A 20,637-nucleotide genomic window follows, 5' to 3' on the forward strand; every position below is an offset into this window, starting at 1 on the left:
ATTGACGACACGCTGCGCCTCGCTGGAGGAGGAAACAACAAGTACTGTGCCTTCTGTGCGGATGACCTGGACCATGGGGACATACTCCTACTGGGGAAAGGTGCTGCATCATGCTGCGAAGGGGGAGCGATGGCATGATAGACAAGAACGGATAGTTACATTTTGATACACAACAACACTTACCGCAACCTAGCAATTTTCAGTAGCGCTATCGCGCTGCAAGGATGAGATATCTAATGCGGAAAAACCTCTTTAAATCAATAAGTAACACTCATAAAAGTCATCATTGTGATTTAGCGAATCTTGCGAGACTGCACAGACCACTGGCGCCGAACACTACGCAAGGATGATGCTTCACCATGAGAACTCGCTAATACCGTAGCATCGTTGTATAGCCATTGTTCAATCAAATCTGCCAAATGTAACAATACTCTTACATTCTGCGGCTGCTGTTGGGCAATACGGCGCAAGTGGCTGCCGGGAGCCTCGCCCACGTGGGGGCCATGGCCCGTACGCTCCAGCCGCTTCACCAATCTGCGGTAGGCTCGCACACCTGCGTGCGCTGACACCTCACGACCCGACCACAACACCAGTGCCACGCCTGCCAGCACCACACTGGCCAGCAACCCGAGCACACCCCAGACAAGCCACTCCCAGCGGAAGTCACCAAACAGTCGCTTCCAGAGATTTCGCTGCTCGTCGAGACGGAACCCCACCACGCTGCGTTGCCAGCGGTATTCGAAACGCTCCCACTGCCGTCTTAGATCACTGAGCAATGAATTATTCAGCGTGAAGGCGCGCAAGCCAGCATCGGCCATGAAGCCCGGCTGCCCCTGCAGGCTCAGCGCCCCCTGCGAGATTCGCTCGGGAGCCACCGCCGCGGTGGGATCAAATCGATGCCAGCGGCCGGCATAGAACACCTCGACCCAGGCGTGGGCGTCATACTGACGGATGCTCAATTCCTGCGGCCCACCGATGCCATCGCCTTGTGCCTCGCCGCCCAGATAACCCGCGACCATACGCGCCGGCAGTCCGGCAGCGCGCGCCAGAAAAACGCTGGTAGAGGCGTAATGGGTGCAATAGCCCTGCAAGCTGTCGAACAGGAAATCATCGACACGGCTGAGCCCCTCGAGGCGCGGTGGCGTCAGGGTGTAGTGGAAAGGCTGGCGATTGAAATACTGGAAAAGGCGCTGCAGGAAGACCTGAGGATCTCCCCCCGACTCTCGCATCAGATCGCGAGCGAACTCACGGGCACGCGGGTTGCCATCATCGGGCAACAGCTGATCAAGGCGCTGCATCCATTGCGGAGCCGTTGTCGGTGGCGCGCCGGAGGAAGACATCTCCAGCAGCTCGCGGGTATTGAGTGACGCCAGCCCCTCAAGGGTGCCGTCAATCAGGTAACGGGCCTCGCGGCTGGTCGTCAGTGGCGCGCCGAGACTCGGCCGCCAGGGGCGCGGGTCCGGCTCCAGCAGCAGCTCATAGCGATGACGGGCGACTTCCCCCTCCATGCGCGTCCCGCGCTGAACGTAGCGCTCGGCCGGCCCACCCAGCGCCTCCTGAAGACGCTCCGGCGTGGCACGCGACCAGCGCACGCCATCAAACAGGCTCAGGGTATACACACGCCAGTAGCGCTGGGAGGTCGCCGGCAGTCCGTTGTCGAAACGCGCCCGAAACGCCAAGGCATCACTGCGACCCAGGGCGGCGATATCGCCGGGAGAGACACTGTCGGTAAGCCCCGTGGTGGCCTCGTTGAGCTGCGGCACGTTCCACAGCGGCGGCAGGCGGGGAAAGAGCACGAACAAGCCCAGCATCAGCGGCAGGGACAGCCCCATCAGCCAGGCCGTCTCCCGCATGGCCTCACGACGTTCGCGTGCACCGGCGATCAACACCAGCCCGCCGACCAGCCACGCCGCGGCCATGACCGAAGCCGCCGCCATCAAGGGCCCCTGGTCATGCAGGAAGGCCGCCGCCAGCACCACGAAACCCAGCCCGCAGACCACGCGACCATCGCGCAGGCTGTCCGTCTCCAGCAGCTTGAGCAGATAGATGCCGACCAGCAGGCCGATCATCGCCTCCAGGCGCAGCATCTGGCCGTATTCGAGAAACAGGCCCGCCGCGACCATTGCCACCGCCGCCAGTCGCAACAGGATGCCAGCGCGCGGAACTCGCGCCCGGAGCTGCTGAAAGCGCCACAACGCCGCCAGCAAGGCCGGCAGGGCAAGCCACACCGGCATCCACAGCACATGCAACGCCAGCACAAGACACTGGCCGATGAACAGATGGCGCAGCTCCAGCCAGCCCAATGCCTGATCAGGCGTCAGCGGTTTGCGCTGCCACCAGCGTCGTCTGGCGCTGGAGGAGGTAGAGAACGCGCTTCTGACGAGATCGCCCTTTGAGGAGCGGCCCAGGGAGGCGCGTCCCGGGGAAGCGTTGGCTGTCCACAGACTCATGCGCCGCCCTCCTGACTCAAGGGACGACTCGCGCCGGCTCGCTCGGCGGCCTCACTAGCCGCCAGCTGGGCGGACCATGGCAACCTGTGCTCGCCGCCGAACAGCGTCAGCGCCTCAAGCACTCGACGACGATGCGCCCCGCCACTGGCGATGGCCAATGTCTGGCCCGGCAGCCGCAGACCATAGGTCGCCTGGGCGCCTTCCGCCGCCAGCACGCGTGCCGTGAGCTCCGAGAGCCGCTGCTCCATGTCGCCACGACAGGCCTCGTAATCCAGCCACAGCGAAGGACGCGCTGGCGTCTCGAAGCGCTTGGTGACCAGCTCGCCGCTGCGCCCCCAGTGCTTCCAGGCGATATGCGCTGGCGCATCACCCGGTACATAGCGGCGCAGACCGGCGAAATCGCCCTGCTCTATCTGCTCGAGCGTACGACGACTGCCCTGCGGGGTGGAGGGAAGCTCTGGCTGTGGATAGACGAGGACCGGCGTGTCGATCGCGACCCAGGCCCACAGGCGCACCAGTCCCAGTGGCCATCGCGACTCCAGCGTCAGCGTCGGCAATGAGAACTGGCCACGCTGAAAGGCCGCCAGCTCCAGCGGCGCACTGCCTTCGCCGTCATGGATCTCGAGTCGCTGGCGCGCCTCTCCCAGTCGCACATCGATGGCATGTGAGCGAGCCCGACCGGTGAGACGCACCATGACGCGCAACGTATTGCCTGCAAACGCCTCACCATCGGCGATCAGCTGCACTCGCACGCCCGCCAGATTGCGCCAGCTGCGAAAGATGCTGACCACTGCCACGGCGAACAGCCAGAAGGACAGGCCATGCGCCAGCGAGTTCTCGTAATTGATCCCCAACAGCAGCAGCAGGATCACCAGCACCGCCCAGAACAGCCCAAAGGACGTCGGCAAGATCATCAAGCGCGCATGATGAAGCGCCTCGCCTCCGCCAATCGACATCTTGCGCAGCATGCGGGCTTTCACGCGCGTCCATGCGCCGGGTTTCGACACCTGGGTCATGCAGGCACCACCGCCACCTGCCCGAGCAGATGGCGCGCCACGGCTTCACCTTCGGCAACACTGCCTTCGCTGAGGCGGTGCCCCACGACGGGCGCCCAGACCGCTTGCACATCCTCCGGCAGCACATAGTCACGTCCTGCCAGCAGTGCCCAGCCACGCGCAGCACTGGCCAGCGCCAGCACCCCGCGCGTCGAGAGACCATAGGCCACTTCCGGCGAGCTGCGCGTCGCCGCCACCAGCGCCTGCAGATAATCCAGCAGCGGGTCCGACAGGCGCACACGTTCCACGGCGGCCTGCCACTCCTTGAGCACCGAGACGGGCAACAAGGGTCGCAGCGCCTCGATATGCTGTCGTCCGGCATTGCCCTTGAGAATCTCGCGCTCGGCTGCGGGTTCCGGGTAGCCCAATGACAACCGCATCAGGAAGCGGTCCAGCTGGGACTCCGGCAGCGGGAAGGTGCCGGATTGCTGGAGCGGATTCTGGGTCGCGATCACGAAGAACGGTTCTGGCAGGCGACGGGTCTCGCCCTCCACCGTCACCTGACGCTCTTCCATCGCCTCCAGCAACGCGCTCTGCGTCTTGGGCGTGGCACGGTTGATCTCGTCCGCCAGCACCAGCGAGTGGAACACCGGGCCGGAATGGAAGCGGAAGTTGCCCTCACGCGGGTCGAATACCGACACGCCGAGAATGTCAGCGGGCAATAGATCGCTGGTGAACTGCACCCGCTGCATGTCGGCTCCGATCAGACGCGCCAGCCCCTGGGCGAGCGTCGTCTTGCCCAGCCCCGGCAAGTCCTCGATCAGGACATGACCACGACACAGCAGACAACAGAGCGCCAGACGGATCTGGCGCGGCTTGCCCGCCAGCACGGTCGACAATGCGGCTTCCACCTCTTCCAGCTGCTGTGGCGATACCTTGGCATTCATGCAAAGACTCCAGAACAAAGTGGGGAGGAGGAGATGCGGCCATCACGATGGGCAGCACACGCCAGATGACTCAGGGCCAACGGCGTTGCTGCCCAGGCCCGACAAGGAAAAGCGAAGATCATCGGCTCAGGCTCTCACTCAGAAAGCCTTCACGAATCAAGCGCTCAAGGGCCATACGGCTATCAGGCGTTGAAGGATGCAACGCAAGCGCATCGGCAGGCGTGACCCAGAAGGCGTCCGCCACTTCTTCAGCCTGCAGCGTCAGCGGGCCATCGTAATGCACCAGATATGCACTGCCGAAGACATGGTTGGTCGCGTCGGTGTAGCAGAAATCGAAACAATGCTTGAGCGGCGCACCGCGCACGCCAATCTCTTCCTCCAGCTCGCGACGAGCAGCCACCTGCACGGCCTCACCGGCCCCGACAACCCCCCCACTGGCGAGGTCGAAATAGCCGGGGAACACTTCCTTGCTCAGGGTACGCTTCTGGATGCACAGCTCACCGCGGCCATTGAGCACGAAGGCATAGGTGGCACGGTGCCAATAGCGGTAGCGTCGCATCAAGCGACGTGGAGCCGTGCCACAAGGGCGATTCTGCGCATCGACCAGCTGAATGATTTCGTCCTGGATCACCGTTCCCTGTTCCTTGCCTGTCCTTGAATCACTTCGATAGCCACCTGCGACGACCAACACCGCCGGATGGCATCGACCAATGCATCCCACGGTAGCAGAATGCGACGAAGCTGCCTTCAACTGCGGCCCGGACACCTGCCTTCACACCCGGGCAACAGGTGACGCTCGCATTCGTGCAAACCACCTAAAACAGAACTCTCTACACTAGCCTCTACGCTAGAGGCCATCGACGTCAGAAAACACCACACTGGCATCATGGACCGACCCCAGGGTCATTCTCTTTACACGCCGACACAGGAGATGCGCACGGCATGAGGCAACCTCATCAGGGACATGGCGCGCCGCGACGCGCCGGGCGGATATCGGCTGGCATGACCGCCCTTCGCACCATCGCCACCACCGTCAGCAGATGGCTGGCGACGCTAGCCCTGCTCTCCCTTGCCACGGTTCACGCCTCGGCGCAGGAAACCCCATCCGCCATCCCCCATGTCGAGCAAGCCTTCGCGCTGCCGACGCCGCCGGGTGCCACGACCGGGGCCGCCTACCTGACACTCTCGATCGCAAAGGGCGATGCCGTGCTGACAGGCGCCAGCACACCGATGGCCGCCACGGTCGAATTGCACAGCATGCAAGTCACGCAAGAGCGCATGCAGATGCACAGAATCGAGCAACTGGCGATTTCCTCTGACGCGCCGCTGACGATGGCTCCCGGCGGCGGCCCCCATCTGATGCTGATCGGGCTGACGCAGCCACTCATTGCGGGCGACAGGCTGCCACTGACACTGCATTTTCTCGCGAGACCTGACACGAGCCTTGAGGTCTCGATCAAGGACTACGCCGAGATGATGTCGCTCAGTGAGTAACGCCAACGGTACATACGCCTCTATCGACAAACACCTCTATCGACAAACGCCTCAACCCGCGAAACGCGCATGCAAAACGGCCCTGACACAAGGTGCCAGGGCCGTTTTCTCAAGAAGCGCCAGATCCTCACCGGGCTGACAGGCTGTCTCAAAGCCCCCAGACCACCCGCAACGCCAGCCCCAGCAACACCACGCCCGTCAGACGGTTGATCCACATCGCGCGCGCCTGCAACCAGGGCAGCACCCGCGAGTGCGACAGCACCAGTGCCACCAGCACATACCAGAGCCCGTCGATGCCCATGGCCGTCACGACGACCAGCCACTTGCCCATCTCGCTCATCTCCGGCGTGATCAACTGACTGAGCAGCGCCACGAAGAACAGGATCAACTTGGGGTTGGCCAGCGCCACCATGAAACCATCGCGTATCGCCATGGAGCGAGACGTCGTGACGGCCTGCGCCTCCAGCGCTCCACCGCGACCCGCCCGCAGTGCCTTGAACCCCAACCAGGCCAGATAGACTGCGCCCAGCAGCATGATCGCCTGGAAGACGCCCGGGTAATGAACAATCAAGGCGCCAAGCCCCCAGGCAGTCAGCGCGGCATACAACCCGACTCCCAGCGCATGACTGATACCGGCGGCGACCCCCGCACTCCTGCCGCCGCCCAGGGTATGGCGCAGCACCATCGCCAGACTCGGTCCGGGCGACATCGCCCCCATCGCGCATAGCGCAACCAGTGACAACCACAGATTCAGCGGCATCCAATGCATGAAGGTCATTCCATGTTCCAGTCAATTGGTGAAAGCGACACAGCGCCGGCCTCGGACAAACACCTCTGGGGGGGTATCACCTGACAGTAGCCCGGCGCTCGCGATGGGGCCCGCCCTCCCCATCCTGCGTTGCTCAAGAGATGAGAGCATCGGGCACATACGACTCCCACCAAGTCTTCAGGCAGACGCAGTCGAGTGTATCAAGCGCCATGCTGATGCGGCAGCAGGCCATATGGACGACCTGGACATGCCCCTCACAACGGGTGTCACACGGGCTGGACAGTCAGCCCTCGAAGGCGGCCGTCGTGCATGGATTTATATGAGAACATAATAAAGTACAGAAATTTACACATTTGAAAACTTGTGCAACAAATTAGACGTTGTACAAGTTTATGATAACCAGTAACGTCTCTACCGCTGCTCAGGAAGAGCGGCAGGTTCAGCGTAGTGATAGGCCAAGTGCACAGGAAGTGCAGCCAGGGACAGGCCCTGTCAAAGGATGACGCGCAGGCTTGGGGACTTCGCTCCTTAGCCAGGAAGATTCGTAAGCCTGAGCGGGTAGGTTTACGAATCTTCATGACTGGCAAGCCTGCGAGCTCAGGGAAAGAGAGCACTACGCTGAATGACACCGAATTCAGTCAGTTTCTGAAAGGTGTACAAGATTCTTGCGGGTCAGTAACGCCCGATCGCTGCTCAGGAAGAGCGGCAGGTTCAGCGTAGTGACGGGCCAAGTGCACAGGAAGTGCAGCCAGGGACAGGCCCTGTCAGAGGATGACGCGCAAGCATGGGAAGCTTCACTCCCCGGCCAGCAAGATCCATGAGTCTGAGCGATTGATTCATGGGCCTTGATGACTGGCAGGTTTGCGAACTCAAGGAAAGAGACCACTACGCTGCACCTCACCAGATTCAGTCAATTGCTGAGAAGGAGAGGAGACATGGAAGGGAAAGCTCAAGCCGCACTGTGTTGTCCGGCATGCTCCGGCCTGAAGATGGAGTATCAGTACCACACCCCATCGGCCGACCACCTGGTGCACTGCCAGGATTGCCATGAATACGTCGGCATGTGGTTTACCCTGCGCCAGGAACTCGCGATCCAGAACACCCGCATCGCACTCCTCGACCCCTCCCTCGCCAGCAACAGCATCTATCGACGCGTGAAGAGCGTTCCACAACAGGCGTGAGCCGCCGACTGGATGCACGAGACACAGGAAAGCCCCGACATTCGTTCGGGGCTTTCCTGTGTCTGGGCCCCTGCCGTCACGTACAGAGCACAGACAAGCAGCTGCCATCGCCAGCGCCATGACAGGCGAAGCGTGAAGGAATAAGCAAGGACTGGTATTCGGGGCAGAGACAGAGAGCGAGCGAAGAACCACAAGGGAGATGAATCGGCGGGAGCCAGAAACGCAAAAAGCCGCTCGAAAGCGACTTTTTCAATTCTGGTGCCGGTGGTCGGACTCGAACCGACACGCCTATTAAGCGGCGGATTTTGAATCCGCTGCGTCTACCAATTCCGCCACACCGGCAACGGAGCGAAATTATACGGGACATTGCGCCAAGGTCAACGAGTTTTGGCGTCAGATCAGACACATGGAGCGCTTCCTCACACCCCACGCCGCAGTGGGCTGAGGCGTGTCGCCCGCAAACGGGTCTTCGCGTGGACGATGGTATTGGGTATCATGAGCGACCTTTTTCGTCTGCTCGGACAGCCAAGGCCTCGAGAGTGTCGCACCTGACTACCCCACCCGCAGAAAGGGAGTCATGCGCTCGCGACGAGTGCGCCAGTGTCTCAGGGCGGCATCTCCCCATTGTGCATGTACGCATGCCACGGAGCGCACCACGCGCCTCGTGCTATCAGAGTGTCAGGTTGGCCATGTCACGTATCGATTCCGGTGATGCCTCGGGCGTTGCCACACCTAACGACGCGCGCCCGATGCAGCGCAGCGATTACGATTTCAGCCTGCCGGATGAGCTGATTGCCCGCTACCCGTCAGAGCAGCGCAGCGATTGCCGTCTGCTGCATCTGGATGGCAAGAGCGGCGAGATCGTGCACCGTCACTTCCCGGATCTGCTCGAGCAGCTGGAACCCGGCGATGTCGTGGTGTTCAACGACACCCGCGTGATCCCAGCGCGCCTGCATGGTCAGAAAGCCTCCGGCGGCAAGATCGAGATGCTGCTGGAGCGTCCGCTGGACGCCCATCGTGGCCTGGCGCACATCCGCTCCAGCAAGTCGCCCAAGCCGGGTACCGAGCTGATCTTTGAAGGTGGCATCACGGCCGTGGTCGAAGGCCGTCAGGAGGCGCTGTTCGAGCTGCGCTTCCACGGCGAGACGCCGATGATCGAGCTGCTCAACCAGCACGGCCACATGCCGCTGCCGCCTTATATCACTCGGGATGACGAGCTGTCGGATCGCGAGCGCTATCAGACGGTCTATGCCAAGCGCGATGGCGCCGTGGCCGCCCCGACGGCGGGCCTGCACTTCGATGAGCCGATCATGGCCGCCATGGCCGAGAAAGGCATCGAGACCGCCTTCGTCACCCTGCATGTGGGTGCCGGCACCTTCCAGCCGGTACGCGTCGACAGCATTCTCGAGCACCACATGCACAGCGAGTGGATCGAGGTCGGTCAGGAAGCCTGCGACAAGATCGCCCGTGCCCGCGCTGCCGGCCGCCGTGTGGTCGCCGTCGGCACCACCAGCGTGCGCTGCCTCGAGAGCGCCGCCAAGGCCCACGCTGGTGAGCTGGCCCCCTACTCCGGCGACACCGACATCTTCATCTACCCGGGCTACGAGTGGCAGGTGGTGGATCTGTTGATCACCAACTTCCATCTGCCGGAATCGACCCTGCTGATGCTGGTCTCGGCCTTCGCCGGCTACGAGCACACCATGGCGGCCTATCAGGCGGCGGTGGAAGAGCGCTACCAGTTCTTCAGCTATGGCGATGCCATGCTGCTGGAACGCGCCTGAATCCCCTCTTCTGACATGGCCCCGGCATTCGCCGAGGGCCGTGTCATGCGCAGTTAACGCGCCCCGCGCTATGCTGCGGCATAGTGGCATCGACACACCAGCTGCGGCCTGTTTCGCCGCCAAGCAAAGAGAGCACCATGCGTAAAGAATGCTTCATGAGCTTTGAAAAGCTCGCGACCGATGGCCGTGCACGTCGTGGCCGCATGACCTTCCCGCGCGGCACCGTGGAAACCCCGGCCTTCATGCCGGTGGGCACCTACGGCACCGTCAAGGGCATGACGCCGGAGTCCATCAAGGAGATCGGCGCCGAGATCATCCTCGGCAACACCTTCCACCTGTGGCTGCGCCCGGGTACGGAAGTCATCGAAGCGCATGGCGATCTGCATGACTTCGCGCAGTGGGACAAGCCGATCCTGACCGATTCCGGCGGCTTCCAGGTCTTCTCGCTGGGCAAGACGCGCAAGATCACCGAACAGGGCGTTCACTTCCGCTCACCGGTCGATGGCTCCAAGGTCTTCATGGGCCCGGAAGAATCGATGGCGGTGCAGCGCTCGCTGGGCTCCGACATCGTGATGATCTTCGATGAGTGCACGCCGTACCCGGCCACCCATGATGAAGCGCGCAAGTCCATGGAGATGTCCCTGCGCTGGGCGCAGCGCTCCTACGACGCGCATGGCGACTCGCCGTCGGCGCTGTTCGGTATCATCCAGGGCGGCATGTATCCGGACCTGCGCGAGAAGTCCCTCGAGGGCCTCAAGAAGATCGATTTCGACGGCTACGCCATCGGCGGCCTGTCCGTGGGCGAGCCCAAGGACGAGATGATCAAGGTTCTCGACTACCTCCCCGAGTGGATGCCGGAAGACAAGCCGCGCTATCTGATGGGCGTCGGCAAGCCGGAAGACCTGGTCGAGGGCGTGCGGCGCGGCGTCGACATGTTCGATTGCGTGATGCCGACCCGCAACGCGCGCAACGGCCACCTGTTCACGCCGACGGGCACCGTCAAGATCCGCAACGCCGTCCACAAGCGTGACACCTCACCGCTGGACCCGGACTGCGATTGCTACACCTGCACCAATTTCTCGCGCGGCTACCTGCATCACCTTGATCGCTGTGGAGAAATGCTCGGCTCGATGCTCAACACCATCCACAATCTGCGCTACTACCAGACCGTGATGGCTGGTTTGCGCGGTGCAATTGAAGCGGGTACATTGCAGGACTTCGTGGAACAGTTCTATGCCGCGCGCGGCCTGCCGGTGCCGCCGCTGGCCGACTGATCGAGGCGAATGACGACCGGGGGCCAAATCCTCCGGTCGTCTTGATATTCGACTCGAGCCAGACGTGAAGAAGAGCCTGAATCACGCTCATTGCATAACAACAGTTCACTCGTAACCTCTGGAGATACACATGCTGGAATTCCTGATTCCTGCCGCACACGCGGAAGCCGAAGCGGCTGTCGCCGGCGGCGGCGCCATCGGCCAGATCGTCATGCTGGTCGGCTTCGTGGTCATTTTCTATTTCCTGCTCTGGCGTCCGCAGTCCAAGCGCGCCAAGGAACACAAGAACCTGATCGGCAATCTGGCCAAGGGTGACGAAGTCGTCATCGGTGGTGGCCTGGTTGGCCGCATCACCAAGGTCAGCGAGCAGTTCATCACCATGGAGCTGAACGAAGGCAACGAAGTCAACGTGCAGAAGTCTGCCGTGGCTGCAGTCCTGCCGAAGGGCACCATCAAGTCCATCTGATCCCTCCTGCTGCCGGCCCCTGTGCCGGCAGCATGCTTTTCTCTCCCGCTCCACCAAGGACAGGGCTGCCATGCTCAACCGCTATCCGCTTTGGAAGTACCTGGTGATCTGCCTGGTACTTGCCGTCGGCGTGATCTACGCATTGCCGAACCTCTACCCCGAAGACCCGGCTGTGCAGATCAGTGCCGCCAGCGGCGCCGAGGCCATCGACCAGCAAGACCTCGATCGCGCCACCAGTGCCCTCGAAAACGCCGGCATCACGCCCAAATCCGGGGAACTCAACGGTTCCACCGGCCTGATTCGCCTTACCAGCAACGACCAGCAGCTGCGCGCCAAGGAACTGATCAGCGAGACGCTCGGCGATGACGCCATCGTCGCGCTGAACCTGGCCGACGCCACGCCGTCGTGGCTGGCCAGCCTCGGTGCCTCACCGATGAAGCTGGGCCTTGACCTGCGCGGCGGTGTCCACTTCCAGCTGGAAGTGGACATGGACGCCGCGGTCAAGCAGCGCCTGGAAGTCAACGCCAGCGCCATCAAGGAAACCCTGCGCGAGGAGCGTATCCGCTACCGCGGCAGCGAAGTCGACGACGGCACCCTGAGCCTGACGTTCTCCGATGAGGAAGACCGTTCGAAGGCGCGCTCACTGATCTCGCGCGACTTCCAGAACTTCGAATACGACGAGCGCGATGTCGAGCGTGGGGCCGTACTGGACCTCACCCTGACCGCCGCCGCCGTCAAGGAGATTCAGGATTACGCGGTCAACCAGAACCTGACCACGATCCGCAATCGCGTCAACGAGCTGGGCGTGTCCGAGCCGCTGGTTCAGCGCCAGGGCCCGAACCGCATCGTGGTCGAGCTGCCGGGCGTGCAGGACACGGCCGCCGCCAAGCGCGTACTGGGTGCCACCGCCAACCTCGAATTCCGTCTGGAAGCGGCCAGCGACACGCCGGCCAGCGAGATGGAGAGCTTCGCGTTCCGCAACCAGCCGAGCCGCACCGCAAACATCATGAAGGACGTGATCATCAGCGGTGACAGCGTCTCCAGCGCCAGCACCAGCTTCGATGAAAGCGGCCGTCCGCAGGTCAACATCAACCTGGACGGTACCGGTGGCTCGATCATGAACCGCGTCACGCGTGCCGCGATCGGCCGCAACATGGCGGTGCTGTTCATCGAGCACAAGACCCGCACGCGCACCGTGATGGAAGACGGCGAGAAGGTCGAGAAGCGCATCCCGTACACCGAGAAGGGGCTGATCAGTCTGGCCACGATCCAGAGTGCACTGGGCAACAGCTTCCGCATCACCGGCCTCGACTCGCCGACGGAAGCCAAGGAGCTGTCACTGCTGCTGCGTTCCGGCTCACTGGCCGCGCCGATCTACTTCGTGCAGGAACGCACCATCGGCCCGAGCCTCGGTGCCGAGAACATCTCGCGCGGCATCCTGTCCGTCGAGCTGGGCCTGCTGCTGGTCGTGCTGTTCATGCTGGCGCGCTACAAGGCCTTCGGTGTCGTCGCCAACGTGGCCCTGACCGCCAACCTGGCGATCCTGATTGCCGCGATGTCGATGCTGGGCGCCACCCTGACCCTGCCGGGTATCGCCGGTATCGTGCTGACGCTGGGCATGGCGGTGGATGCCAACGTGCTGATCTTCGAGCGTATCCGCGAGGAAATGCGCTCCAAGATGCCGCTGCACCAAGCCGTGCACACCGGCTTCGAGCGCGCCTTCACCTCCATCGTCGATGCCAACATCACCACCCTGCTGGTCGCGGTGATCCTGTTCTCCATCGGCAGTGGCCCGGTCAAGGGCTTCGCGGTGACGCTGTCCATCGGCATCCTGACGTCGATGTTCACGGCGATCATGGTCTCGCGCGGCATCATCAATCTTGCCATTGGCGGCAAGACACTCAAGAAACTCTGGATCTGAGGGGCCATCGTGATGCGACAGTTTGACTTCATGAGCAAGCGGCGCGCGGCCTTCATCGTCTCCATCGTGCTGACGATCGTGGCCATTGGCGCCCTTGTGATTCATGGCCTGAACCTGGGCCTCGACTTTACCGGCGGCACCCTGGTGGAAGTGAAATACCAGGCGGCACCGGCACTGGACAGCGTGCGCCAGACACTCGAAGCCGCCGGCTACAAGGATGTCTCGGTCCAGACCTTCGGTGCCAGCAACGAGATTCTGGTGCGTCTGCAGCAGAGCTTCGAAGCCGGCATCGGCAATGACATCGTGGCGCACCTGCAGGCCACCGGTGACAGCGTCAACCTGATCCGCGCCGAGTTCGTCGGTGCTCAGGTCGGTGATCAGCTGCGTGACCAGTCCGGTCTCGGCATGCTGCTCGCCCTGGCCGTGGTAATGGTCTATGTGGCCTTCCGCTTCCAGTACAAGTTCGCCCTCGGCGCACTCATCTCGCTGGGTCACGACGTCATCATCCTGCTGGGCATCTTCGCCTTGTTCGGACTCGACTTCGACCTGACGGTACTGGCCGCGGTGCTGGCCGTGATCGGCTACTCATTGAACGACACCATCATCGTCTACGACCGCATTCGCGAGAACATCCGCAAATCGCGTACCGATGACATGCCGTCGATCTTCAATGACGCCATCAACGCGACGCTGTCACGCACGCTGTCCACCTCCGGCACCACCTTGCTGGTGTTGCTGGCGCTGTTCTTCCTCGGCGGTGACATGATCCACAACTTCGCCATCGCACTGATCATCGGTGTGGTCGCGGGGACCTTCTCATCCATCTACGTGGCAGCGGCGCTGCTGCTGGTGGTCGGCCTGAAGCGTGTGGATCTGATCCCCCCGCCCAAGGAGCAGTTCGAGGACGGCGCGCCGTAAGCGCCTCCGCTCGTTAAGCCCGGCACGGATCGCCAGGCACAAAAAAAACCCCACCTCATGCGAGGTGGGGTTTTTTTCGTTCTCCAGACTGCCCCAGAGGGCTGTCAGGTCACGTCGTCTTGCAGGGCCTTACAGGTGCGGCTGCATGGTCTGCGCCAGCGCCTTGTACAGACGTGCGCCAGCGGCCATCAGGGTGCCTTCAGCAACCACGACCGGAGTGCCGTCGGCACTGCCTGCCAGCGCGCCACATTCCTTCAGGAACAGGCTGACGATCTCGCTGTCACCGGCATCCAGACCCAGCACATAGACGGCATCGACGCGGCCGGAGGCCAGCTCGAGCACGTCCAGCAGCGCACAGCCGCTGGTGCGCAGCATCTCGACCTGCGGGCCGACCTGCTGAACGATGGAGAGGTAGGTCGGCAGGTGACGCGGACGCTGCCAGCTTTCCGGCAGGCCCATCGCCAGACGCGCACCTTCGATGGAGGTGGCGTTGGTCACGCGGATACGGTGACCGGAGTGCTGGGCGCCACGACCGCGGCTGACGATGTACTCTTCGTCAGTGAACGGTGCGATGACCACGGCGTGCTCGGCACGGCCCTTGAACAGGCAGACCACGGACAGCGCGAAGCCGGAGGCCGCGGATGCCAGGTTGGAATAACCGTGCACCGGCTCGATGCGCCAGTGGTAGTCAGAGCCCTGACCTTCACCATCGCGATGGTCGGTATAACGGCCGGAGAGACCGTGTTGCGGATAACCGCGCTCCAGCTGACGCACGATGTGCGCTTCGGCGCGACGTGCAGTGTCTGCAATGAAGGTGTCGAGATCGTTGTCGCCACGGGCGACTTCGATACGTTCACGAGCACGGACGAACTGCTCTGCGGCACCGCGTGCAGCACGCAGCGCAAATTGGACCATCGGATGCATGATCAAGGCCTTGACGAGTCGGGAGCTGTTAAAGAACGGGTGCCACGGCGCGTGAGACTTCAACGCGGCGCAACACGGATCGAGCGAAACTGGGTGCAATCAGATCAGGCGCTCATGTAGCCCGTACAGGAATCCTGATACGGCGCGGGGCGCGCTGCATAGTGCAATGTATGCAGGCTGCCAGCCGCCACAGCACGCGGCGCCAGCGAGGGCGAACACATGTTGCGACATGACGGGACGGCGTAGTCTATCAGAGCTCGGCTCGAGCTGCCATTGCCTGCGGCCACCCTCTGCCTGCGCGTCGCCTGCTTGCGCCCTGCCCACGTGCGCCTCCCTCGCGCCGCTCTTGGCCTCAACACCGGCGGGAAACTGCTCCCTGACGCGGCTTCATGCTAGGATATCGGGTCCTGACGCGCGATTTATCGCTGAGTCTGCGTATGCGGATCACGCACTGCGCCAGCCGCGTCGGCCGACCCGCCCTTCAATTGCTATCCTGGAAGTCCTCATGCTTGAACGTCTGCGCATTGTCCTGATTGGCACCAGCCATCCCGGCAACATTGGTGGTGCAGCCCGCGCCATGCTCAATATGGGCCTGGCCGATCTCGCACTGGTCGCGCCGCGATGTCAGGTGCAATGCCAGGAATCCGCCTCACGCGCCTCGGGTGCCGATGCACTCGTCGCCAGCGCCTCGGTGCACGAGACGCTGGAAGAGGCCGTGGCGGATTGCAGCCTGGTGGTCGGCTGCAGCGCACGTTCGCGCAACCTGCCGTGGCCGATGATCACGCCGCGCGCCTTCGGTGCCACCCTGGCCGATGAAGCCCGCCTGCCGGATGCCCGCGTGGCCATCGTCTTCGGCCGCGAGGATTCCGGGCTCTCCAATGAAGAGCTGCAGCGCTGCCACCGCCACGTGCACATCCCGACCAATCCGGATTTCAGCTCGCTGAATCTGGCCGCGGCGGTGCAGGTGCTGGCCTATGAGTGCCGCCAGGCGTGGCTGGCCGACCAGGAAGCCGCCGGCGAGACGCCGCGTGCCGAGGATGACCAGCCGTTCGGTATCGACTGGGACAGCCCGCTGGCCAGCCATGCCGACCTCGAGCGCCTGTTCGAGCATCTCGAGAAGACATTGATCAGCGTCGACTTCCTCGATCCGGAACAGCCGCGCCAGCTGATGGCACGCCTGCGTCGCCTCTATCTGCGCGCGCGTCCGGACAGCATGGAAATCAACATTCTGCGCGGCATTCTTTCCGCGGTGGACAAGCAGGTTCGCCTGGCACAAGCCGACACGGCCAACCGCACTTCCTGAGGACACGCCATGTTCACTCGACTGCGTGAAGACATCGATAGCGTGTTTGCCCGTGATCCGGCGGCACGCAACTTCTTTGAAGTCCTGACCAACTATCCGGGCCTGCATGCGCTGGTGGCCCATCGCATCAATCACTGGCTATGGCGTCACAACGCCAAATGGCTGGCGCGCACCGGCTCGACCCTGATGCGCTGGCTGACCGGCATCGAGATCCACCCGGGTGCCACCATCGGTCGGCGCTTCTTCATCGACCACGGCATGGGCGTCGTGATCGGCGAGACCGCCCTGATCGGCGATGACGTGACCCTCTATCACGGCGTCACTCTCGGCGGCACCACCTGGAACGCCGGCAAGCGCCACCCGACCCTCGGCGACGGTGTCATCGTCGGTGCCGGCGCCAAGATTCTCGGCCCGTTCACCGTTGGTGCCGGCGCCAAGGTCGGCTCCAATGCCGTGGTCACGCGTGAAGTGCCTGCCGGCGCCACCGTCGTCGGCATTCCCGGCAAGATCGTCAAGCGTGCCGAGCCGGATGTGGCGGAGGAGCCATCAGTCGACCCGGAAAGCCGCGAGGCCATGAAGGAGAAGTTCGGCTTCGATGCCTACGGCATGGGCCAGGACATGCCCGATCCGGTCGCGCGTTCCATGCACGCGATGCTCGATCACATGCATGCCGTGGACAAGCGCATCGAACAGATGTGCGGCACGCTGCGCAAGCTGGATGCCAGCTATCGCGCCGGGCGCCTGCCCGAGCTCGATGATGCCGACTTCGCCCAGCTGATCGATGAACTGGGGCCCTGCGGTGGCGAGACGACCGTCGCTGACGTGGCCGCAGCCCAGGGCAGCACCTCACCCAAGGCCCGGGCAGCCTCCAGTTCCGAGCAGACCTCGCCCCAGCAGGCACCGACTGAGCAGCCGCCGACCGAGCAGGCAAGCGATACGCAGGAGCCCGCCGAACGTCAGCATGGCTAAAGTTGACCAATTCAGTCGGGATTGACCCCGCCAGACCACCCCACCATAATGGGGCGCATTGATACGCCGTCTCGCCAGAGGCGGCGACTACGCCCGGCCTCGTCCTCAACGTCGCAGGCTCCATCTGCTCACGGACTCTGTCATGCGCCTGACCACCAAGGGACGCTACGCCGTCACCGCGATGCTCGATCTGGCCCTGCATGCCAGTTGCGGCCCGACCTGTCTGGCCGATATTTCCGTACGCCAGGGCATCTCGCTGTCGTATCTGGAGCAACTGTTTGCACGTCTGCGGCGTGCAGGTCTGGTCAAGAGCGTGCGTGGCCCCGGTGGCGGTTATCTGCTGGATACCGAACTCGAGACCACCTCGGTGGCGTGCATCATCGACGCCGTCAACGAGTCAGTCGATGCCACACGCTGTCAGGGAATGTCGGACTGTCAGGCCGGTGACACCTGCCTGACGCACCATCTGTGGTGTGATCTGTCCGACGAGATCCACGGCTTTCTCGACGGCATCAGCCTGGCCGACCTGGTCGCGCGCGAAGAGATTCGCCAGATAGCCAGTCGTCAGCGCAAGGCGTGCGAGCCGACACCGATCACCGTCATGCAAGGCAGCTGAGCGGCGTTTGCCAGCCAGGCTGAGCACGGCCAGCCGAGGCGATGCTCGCCGCGCCCCATCGCCTTCGAGATCGCCTTCATCACGTTCACCGTCATCACTGTCTGTCGTGTCTTCAGGAAGTCACCATGTCCCAGCCGATCTACCTTGACTATGCCGCCACCACGCCCGTCGACCCACGCGTCGCCGAGCTGATGATGCGTCACCTGACGCAGGACGGCACCTTCGCCAACCCGGCCTCGCGCAGTCATATGCCGGGCTGGCTGGCCGAGCAGGCCGTCGAGGGCGCGCGTCGTCAGGTCGCCGAGCTGATCGGTGCCGACCCGCGTGAGATCGTCTGGACCAGCGGTGCCACCGAAGCCGACAACCTGGCGCTGACCGGCTACATGCGTGCCAATGCCGCGCGTGGCCGCCATCTGATCACCTCGACCATCGAGCACAAGGCGATTCTGGATACCGCCAGTGCGCTGGAAGCGGAAGGCTTCGAGGTGACGCGCATTGCGCCGCAGCCTGACGGGCGCATCAGCCCGGACAGCCTGCGCGGTGCCCTGCGCAGCGACACCATCCTGGTATCGCTGATGGCGGTGAACAACGAGCTGGGCAGCCTGAATGACCTGGATGCGCTGGGCGACATCGCCCACTCGCATGGCGCGGCCTTCCATGTCGATGCCGCCCAGGCCCCCGGCAAGGTGCAGATCGATGTCAGCCGTCAGCCCATCGACATGCTGTCACTGTCCGCCCACAAGGCCTACGGCCCCAAGGGCATCGGCGCGCTGTACGTGCGTCGCCAGCCGCAGATCAAGGTCGATGCCCTGATCCACGGCGGTGGCCATGAGCGCGGCATGCGTTCCGGCACCTTGCCGACCCATCAGATCGTCGGCATGGGCGAGGCCTACCGCCTGAGCGCCGACCAGTTCGACGCCGATCACCAGCACCTCGTCGCGCTGCGTGATCAGTTCGTCGCCGGGCTTGCCGGCCTTGAAGGCGTGCACTTCAATACCGATATAGAGGTCAGCGCGCCCAACATCGTCAATCTCGCCTTCGAGGGCGTGGATGGCGAGGCGATGCTGATGGCGCTGCGCGGCATCGCGATTTCCACCGGCTCGGCCTGCAATTCCGCCAGTGTCGAACCGTCGTTCGTCCTCACCGGCATCGGGGTGCCCCGTCCGCTGGCGCTGGCATCACTGCGCTTCAGCTTCGGTCGTTTCACCACCGCTGCCGACATCGAATCCGCGCTCGGCGAACTCAGGCATGCCCTGACGTCGCTGCGCGCCTGACCCGGGAGACTGCTCATGGCACATCTGTCGATTTCCTCCTCCGCCGCCGACCAGATCCGCGTCGTGCTGGCCGAGCGCGGCCACGGCCTTGGCCTGCGTGTCTCGGTCAAGCCCAGCGGCTGCTCCGGCTACAGCTACGTGCTCGACTTCGCTGACGAGGTCAACGAGGAAGACGCCGTCTTCGTCGATCACGGCGCCACCGTCTATGTCGACACCGAAGCCCTCACCGTGCTCGACGGTTCCGAAGTGGACTACGTCAAGGACGGCCTGAACCGCTACTTCCGCTTCAACAACCCCAACGTCAAGGACGAGTGTGGTTGTGGCGAGAGCTTCAGCGTCTAGGCCAGGCTTCAGCGTCTGAGACTGGCTTCAGCGTGTAGACCAGGCTCAACGTCCAAGCCGACCCTCAGCGCCTCGCCAGCCCATGCCGACGAGGCGCTTGCCATCTGTGCGTCATGCGACTCAGGCATGATGGATGCAGCCGGTGGCACTTGCCGCTATAATGCCGCCCACTTTTGTCGCGCGCATGCCGACAGAGCCCGTTTTCCGCCGTTCGGCATCTGCCGTGCGGCTCTTCAAAGCTTGTCTCAGGAGATTCACCATGACTCAGCGTACTCTGTCCATCATCAAGCCGGATGCCGTTGCCAAGAACGTGATCGGCGAAATCTACTCCCGCTTCGAGAAGGCCGGTCTGCAGATCGTCGCTTCCAAGATGGTTCACCTGTCCAAGGAACAGGCCGAAGGCTTCTACGCTGAGCACAGCGAACGTGGCTTCTTCGGTGAGCTGGTCGGCTTCATGACTTCCGGCCCGGTCATGATCCAGGTGCTGGAAGGCGAAGACGCCATCACCAAGAACCGCGACCTGATGGGCGCTACCAACCCGAAGGAAGCAGAAGCCGGCACCATCCGTGCAGACTTCGCCACTTCCATCGACGCCAACGCCGTTCACGGTTCTGACGCGCCGGAATCTGCTGCTCGCGAAATCGCCTACTTCTTCGGCGACAACGAAATCTGCCCGCGCGGTTGATTTCGCCTTGTACGACTGAGAAGCCCGGCCCTTCGGGGCACGCGTCTCCCAGCCGTGCATGACACGACGGCCCTGCCTGCGAGGCGGGGCCGTCGTGGTATCGGACGTGCTGAAGCGTCGCGCGACAGCATGCACCCCCTGAAGCAGATTCGACGCTTGAGCAGGTCCGATACGCTTTTCTGAAAGCCGCTGCAGCGCCCTCTCCCCACGCCATGTGACGCCCACGCGCACTGCGCTGATGACGAGAGCCTCTTGAGGTCTGCGAACCATCGCCACCTCCGCTGACAGCGTCGCCCTGCAGACGTCTATCCTTTGTATGACGCCTGCC

The 20,637-nt window shown here is 63.2% G+C and carries 19 protein-coding genes and 1 tRNA gene; 13 read left to right on the top strand and 7 right to left on the bottom strand.

The genetic code is table 11. The features are described from left to right. Nucleotides 1-293 precede the first annotated feature (293 nt). The 4 genes from H2O77_RS14790 to H2O77_RS14805 all read right to left on the bottom strand — a co-directional run bounded on the left by H2O77_RS14790 (nucleotide 294) and on the right by H2O77_RS14805 (nucleotide 5,023). Complete coding sequence (locus tag H2O77_RS14790; protein ID WP_215823436.1) at nucleotides 294-2,450, bottom strand: DUF3488 and transglutaminase-like domain-containing protein; 2,157 nt, start codon at nucleotides 2,448-2,450, stop codon at nucleotides 294-296. Then, nucleotides 2,447-3,466 carry a DUF58 domain-containing protein gene (locus tag H2O77_RS14795; protein WP_215823437.1) on the bottom strand — a complete coding sequence of 340 codons (1,020 nt, stop codon included), beginning with the start codon at nucleotides 3,464-3,466 and terminating at the stop codon, nucleotides 2,447-2,449. The genes H2O77_RS14790 and H2O77_RS14795 overlap by 4 nt, the downstream gene beginning before the upstream one ends. Beyond that, nucleotides 3,463-4,392 carry a MoxR family ATPase gene (locus tag H2O77_RS14800; RefSeq protein ID WP_215823438.1) on the bottom strand — a complete coding sequence of 310 codons (930 nt, stop codon included), beginning with the start codon at nucleotides 4,390-4,392 and terminating at the stop codon, nucleotides 3,463-3,465. The genes H2O77_RS14795 and H2O77_RS14800 overlap by 4 nt, the downstream gene beginning before the upstream one ends. A 118-nt stretch (nucleotides 4,393-4,510) precedes the next feature. After that, complete coding sequence (locus tag H2O77_RS14805) at nucleotides 4,511-5,023, bottom strand: NUDIX domain-containing protein (protein WP_225347259.1); 513 nt, start codon at nucleotides 5,021-5,023, stop codon at nucleotides 4,511-4,513. A gap of 371 nt (nucleotides 5,024-5,394) precedes the next feature. Here H2O77_RS14805 and H2O77_RS14810 point away from each other — a divergent pair, with 371 nt between their 5' ends. Continuing rightward, on the top strand, nucleotides 5,395-5,886 hold the full coding sequence (locus H2O77_RS14810; protein ID WP_215823439.1) for a copper chaperone PCu(A)C: 492 nt from the start codon (nucleotides 5,395-5,397) through the stop codon (nucleotides 5,884-5,886). A gap of 148 nt (nucleotides 5,887-6,034) precedes the next feature. On the opposite strand, the gene H2O77_RS14815 is transcribed toward H2O77_RS14810, so the two are convergent. Continuing rightward, a complete protein-coding gene (locus H2O77_RS14815; RefSeq protein WP_054556894.1) occupies nucleotides 6,035-6,646 on the bottom strand; it encodes a LysE family translocator in 612 nt (203 codons plus the stop codon). A gap of 944 nt (nucleotides 6,647-7,590) precedes the next feature. Between H2O77_RS14815 and H2O77_RS14820 the strand changes: the two genes are divergently transcribed. After that, nucleotides 7,591-7,836, top strand: coding sequence for a hypothetical protein (locus tag H2O77_RS14820; RefSeq protein WP_215823440.1), 246 nt, complete (start codon nucleotides 7,591-7,593; stop codon nucleotides 7,834-7,836). A 256-nt stretch (nucleotides 7,837-8,092) separates the two neighbouring features. On the opposite strand, the gene H2O77_RS14825 is transcribed toward H2O77_RS14820, so the two are convergent. Then, nucleotides 8,093-8,178, bottom strand: a tRNA-Leu gene (locus H2O77_RS14825). 407 nt (nucleotides 8,179-8,585) lie between these two features. Here H2O77_RS14825 and queA point away from each other — a divergent pair. The 5 genes from queA (at nucleotide 8,586) to secF (ending at nucleotide 14,196) form a co-directional block, all read left to right on the top strand. After that, nucleotides 8,586-9,617 (top strand): tRNA preQ1(34) S-adenosylmethionine ribosyltransferase-isomerase QueA, encoded by a 1,032-nt coding sequence (gene queA, locus H2O77_RS14830; protein WP_215824629.1) that lies wholly within the window; start codon nucleotides 8,586-8,588, stop codon nucleotides 9,615-9,617. 137 nt (nucleotides 9,618-9,754) lie between these two features. Further along, nucleotides 9,755-10,891, top strand: coding sequence for a tRNA guanosine(34) transglycosylase Tgt (gene tgt, locus H2O77_RS14835; protein ID WP_215823441.1), 1,137 nt, complete (start codon nucleotides 9,755-9,757; stop codon nucleotides 10,889-10,891). 130 nt (nucleotides 10,892-11,021) lie between these two features. Further along, nucleotides 11,022-11,357: a preprotein translocase subunit YajC gene (gene yajC, locus H2O77_RS14840; RefSeq protein ID WP_043333819.1), complete on the top strand. Its 336-nt coding sequence runs from the start codon at nucleotides 11,022-11,024 to the stop codon at nucleotides 11,355-11,357. A gap of 70 nt (nucleotides 11,358-11,427) precedes the next feature. Beyond that, complete coding sequence (gene secD, locus H2O77_RS14845) at nucleotides 11,428-13,278, top strand: protein translocase subunit SecD (protein WP_054556870.1); 1,851 nt, start codon at nucleotides 11,428-11,430, stop codon at nucleotides 13,276-13,278. A 12-nt stretch (nucleotides 13,279-13,290) separates the two neighbouring features. Beyond that, nucleotides 13,291-14,196, top strand: coding sequence for a protein translocase subunit SecF (secF, locus tag H2O77_RS14850; protein WP_215823442.1), 906 nt, complete (start codon nucleotides 13,291-13,293; stop codon nucleotides 14,194-14,196). A 129-nt stretch (nucleotides 14,197-14,325) separates the two neighbouring features. On the opposite strand, the gene H2O77_RS14855 is transcribed toward secF, so the two are convergent. Continuing rightward, nucleotides 14,326-15,120 (bottom strand): inositol monophosphatase family protein, encoded by a 795-nt coding sequence (locus H2O77_RS14855; RefSeq protein ID WP_043333816.1) that lies wholly within the window; start codon nucleotides 15,118-15,120, stop codon nucleotides 14,326-14,328. 505 nt (nucleotides 15,121-15,625) lie between these two features. Here H2O77_RS14855 and H2O77_RS14860 point away from each other — a divergent pair. The 6 genes from H2O77_RS14860 (at nucleotide 15,626) to ndk (ending at nucleotide 20,309) form a co-directional block, all read left to right on the top strand. Beyond that, on the top strand, nucleotides 15,626-16,423 hold the full coding sequence (locus H2O77_RS14860) for an RNA methyltransferase (protein WP_054556868.1): 798 nt from the start codon (nucleotides 15,626-15,628) through the stop codon (nucleotides 16,421-16,423). 9 nt (nucleotides 16,424-16,432) lie between these two features. Next, nucleotides 16,433-17,392 carry a serine O-acetyltransferase gene (gene cysE / locus H2O77_RS14865; protein WP_215823443.1) on the top strand — a complete coding sequence of 320 codons (960 nt, stop codon included), beginning with the start codon at nucleotides 16,433-16,435 and terminating at the stop codon, nucleotides 17,390-17,392. 142 nt (nucleotides 17,393-17,534) lie between these two features. Further along, nucleotides 17,535-18,008 carry a Fe-S cluster assembly transcription factor gene (locus H2O77_RS14870; protein WP_043333815.1) on the top strand — a complete coding sequence of 158 codons (474 nt, stop codon included), beginning with the start codon at nucleotides 17,535-17,537 and terminating at the stop codon, nucleotides 18,006-18,008. 125 nt (nucleotides 18,009-18,133) lie between these two features. Then, nucleotides 18,134-19,282: an aminotransferase class V-fold PLP-dependent enzyme gene (locus H2O77_RS14875; protein ID WP_215823444.1), complete on the top strand. Its 1,149-nt coding sequence runs from the start codon at nucleotides 18,134-18,136 to the stop codon at nucleotides 19,280-19,282. A 15-nt stretch (nucleotides 19,283-19,297) separates the two neighbouring features. Beyond that, a complete protein-coding gene (locus H2O77_RS14880; RefSeq protein WP_043333813.1) occupies nucleotides 19,298-19,624 on the top strand; it encodes an iron-sulfur cluster assembly accessory protein in 327 nt (108 codons plus the stop codon). A 259-nt stretch (nucleotides 19,625-19,883) separates the two neighbouring features. Continuing rightward, nucleotides 19,884-20,309 (top strand): nucleoside-diphosphate kinase, encoded by a 426-nt coding sequence (ndk, locus tag H2O77_RS14885; RefSeq protein WP_043333812.1) that lies wholly within the window; start codon nucleotides 19,884-19,886, stop codon nucleotides 20,307-20,309. Nucleotides 20,310-20,637 lie beyond the last annotated feature (328 nt).

The sequence above is a fragment of the Cobetia sp. 4B genome (assembly GCF_018831605.1).
In the GTDB taxonomy this organism is placed as follows: Bacteria; Pseudomonadota; Gammaproteobacteria; order Pseudomonadales; family Halomonadaceae; genus Cobetia; species Cobetia amphilecti.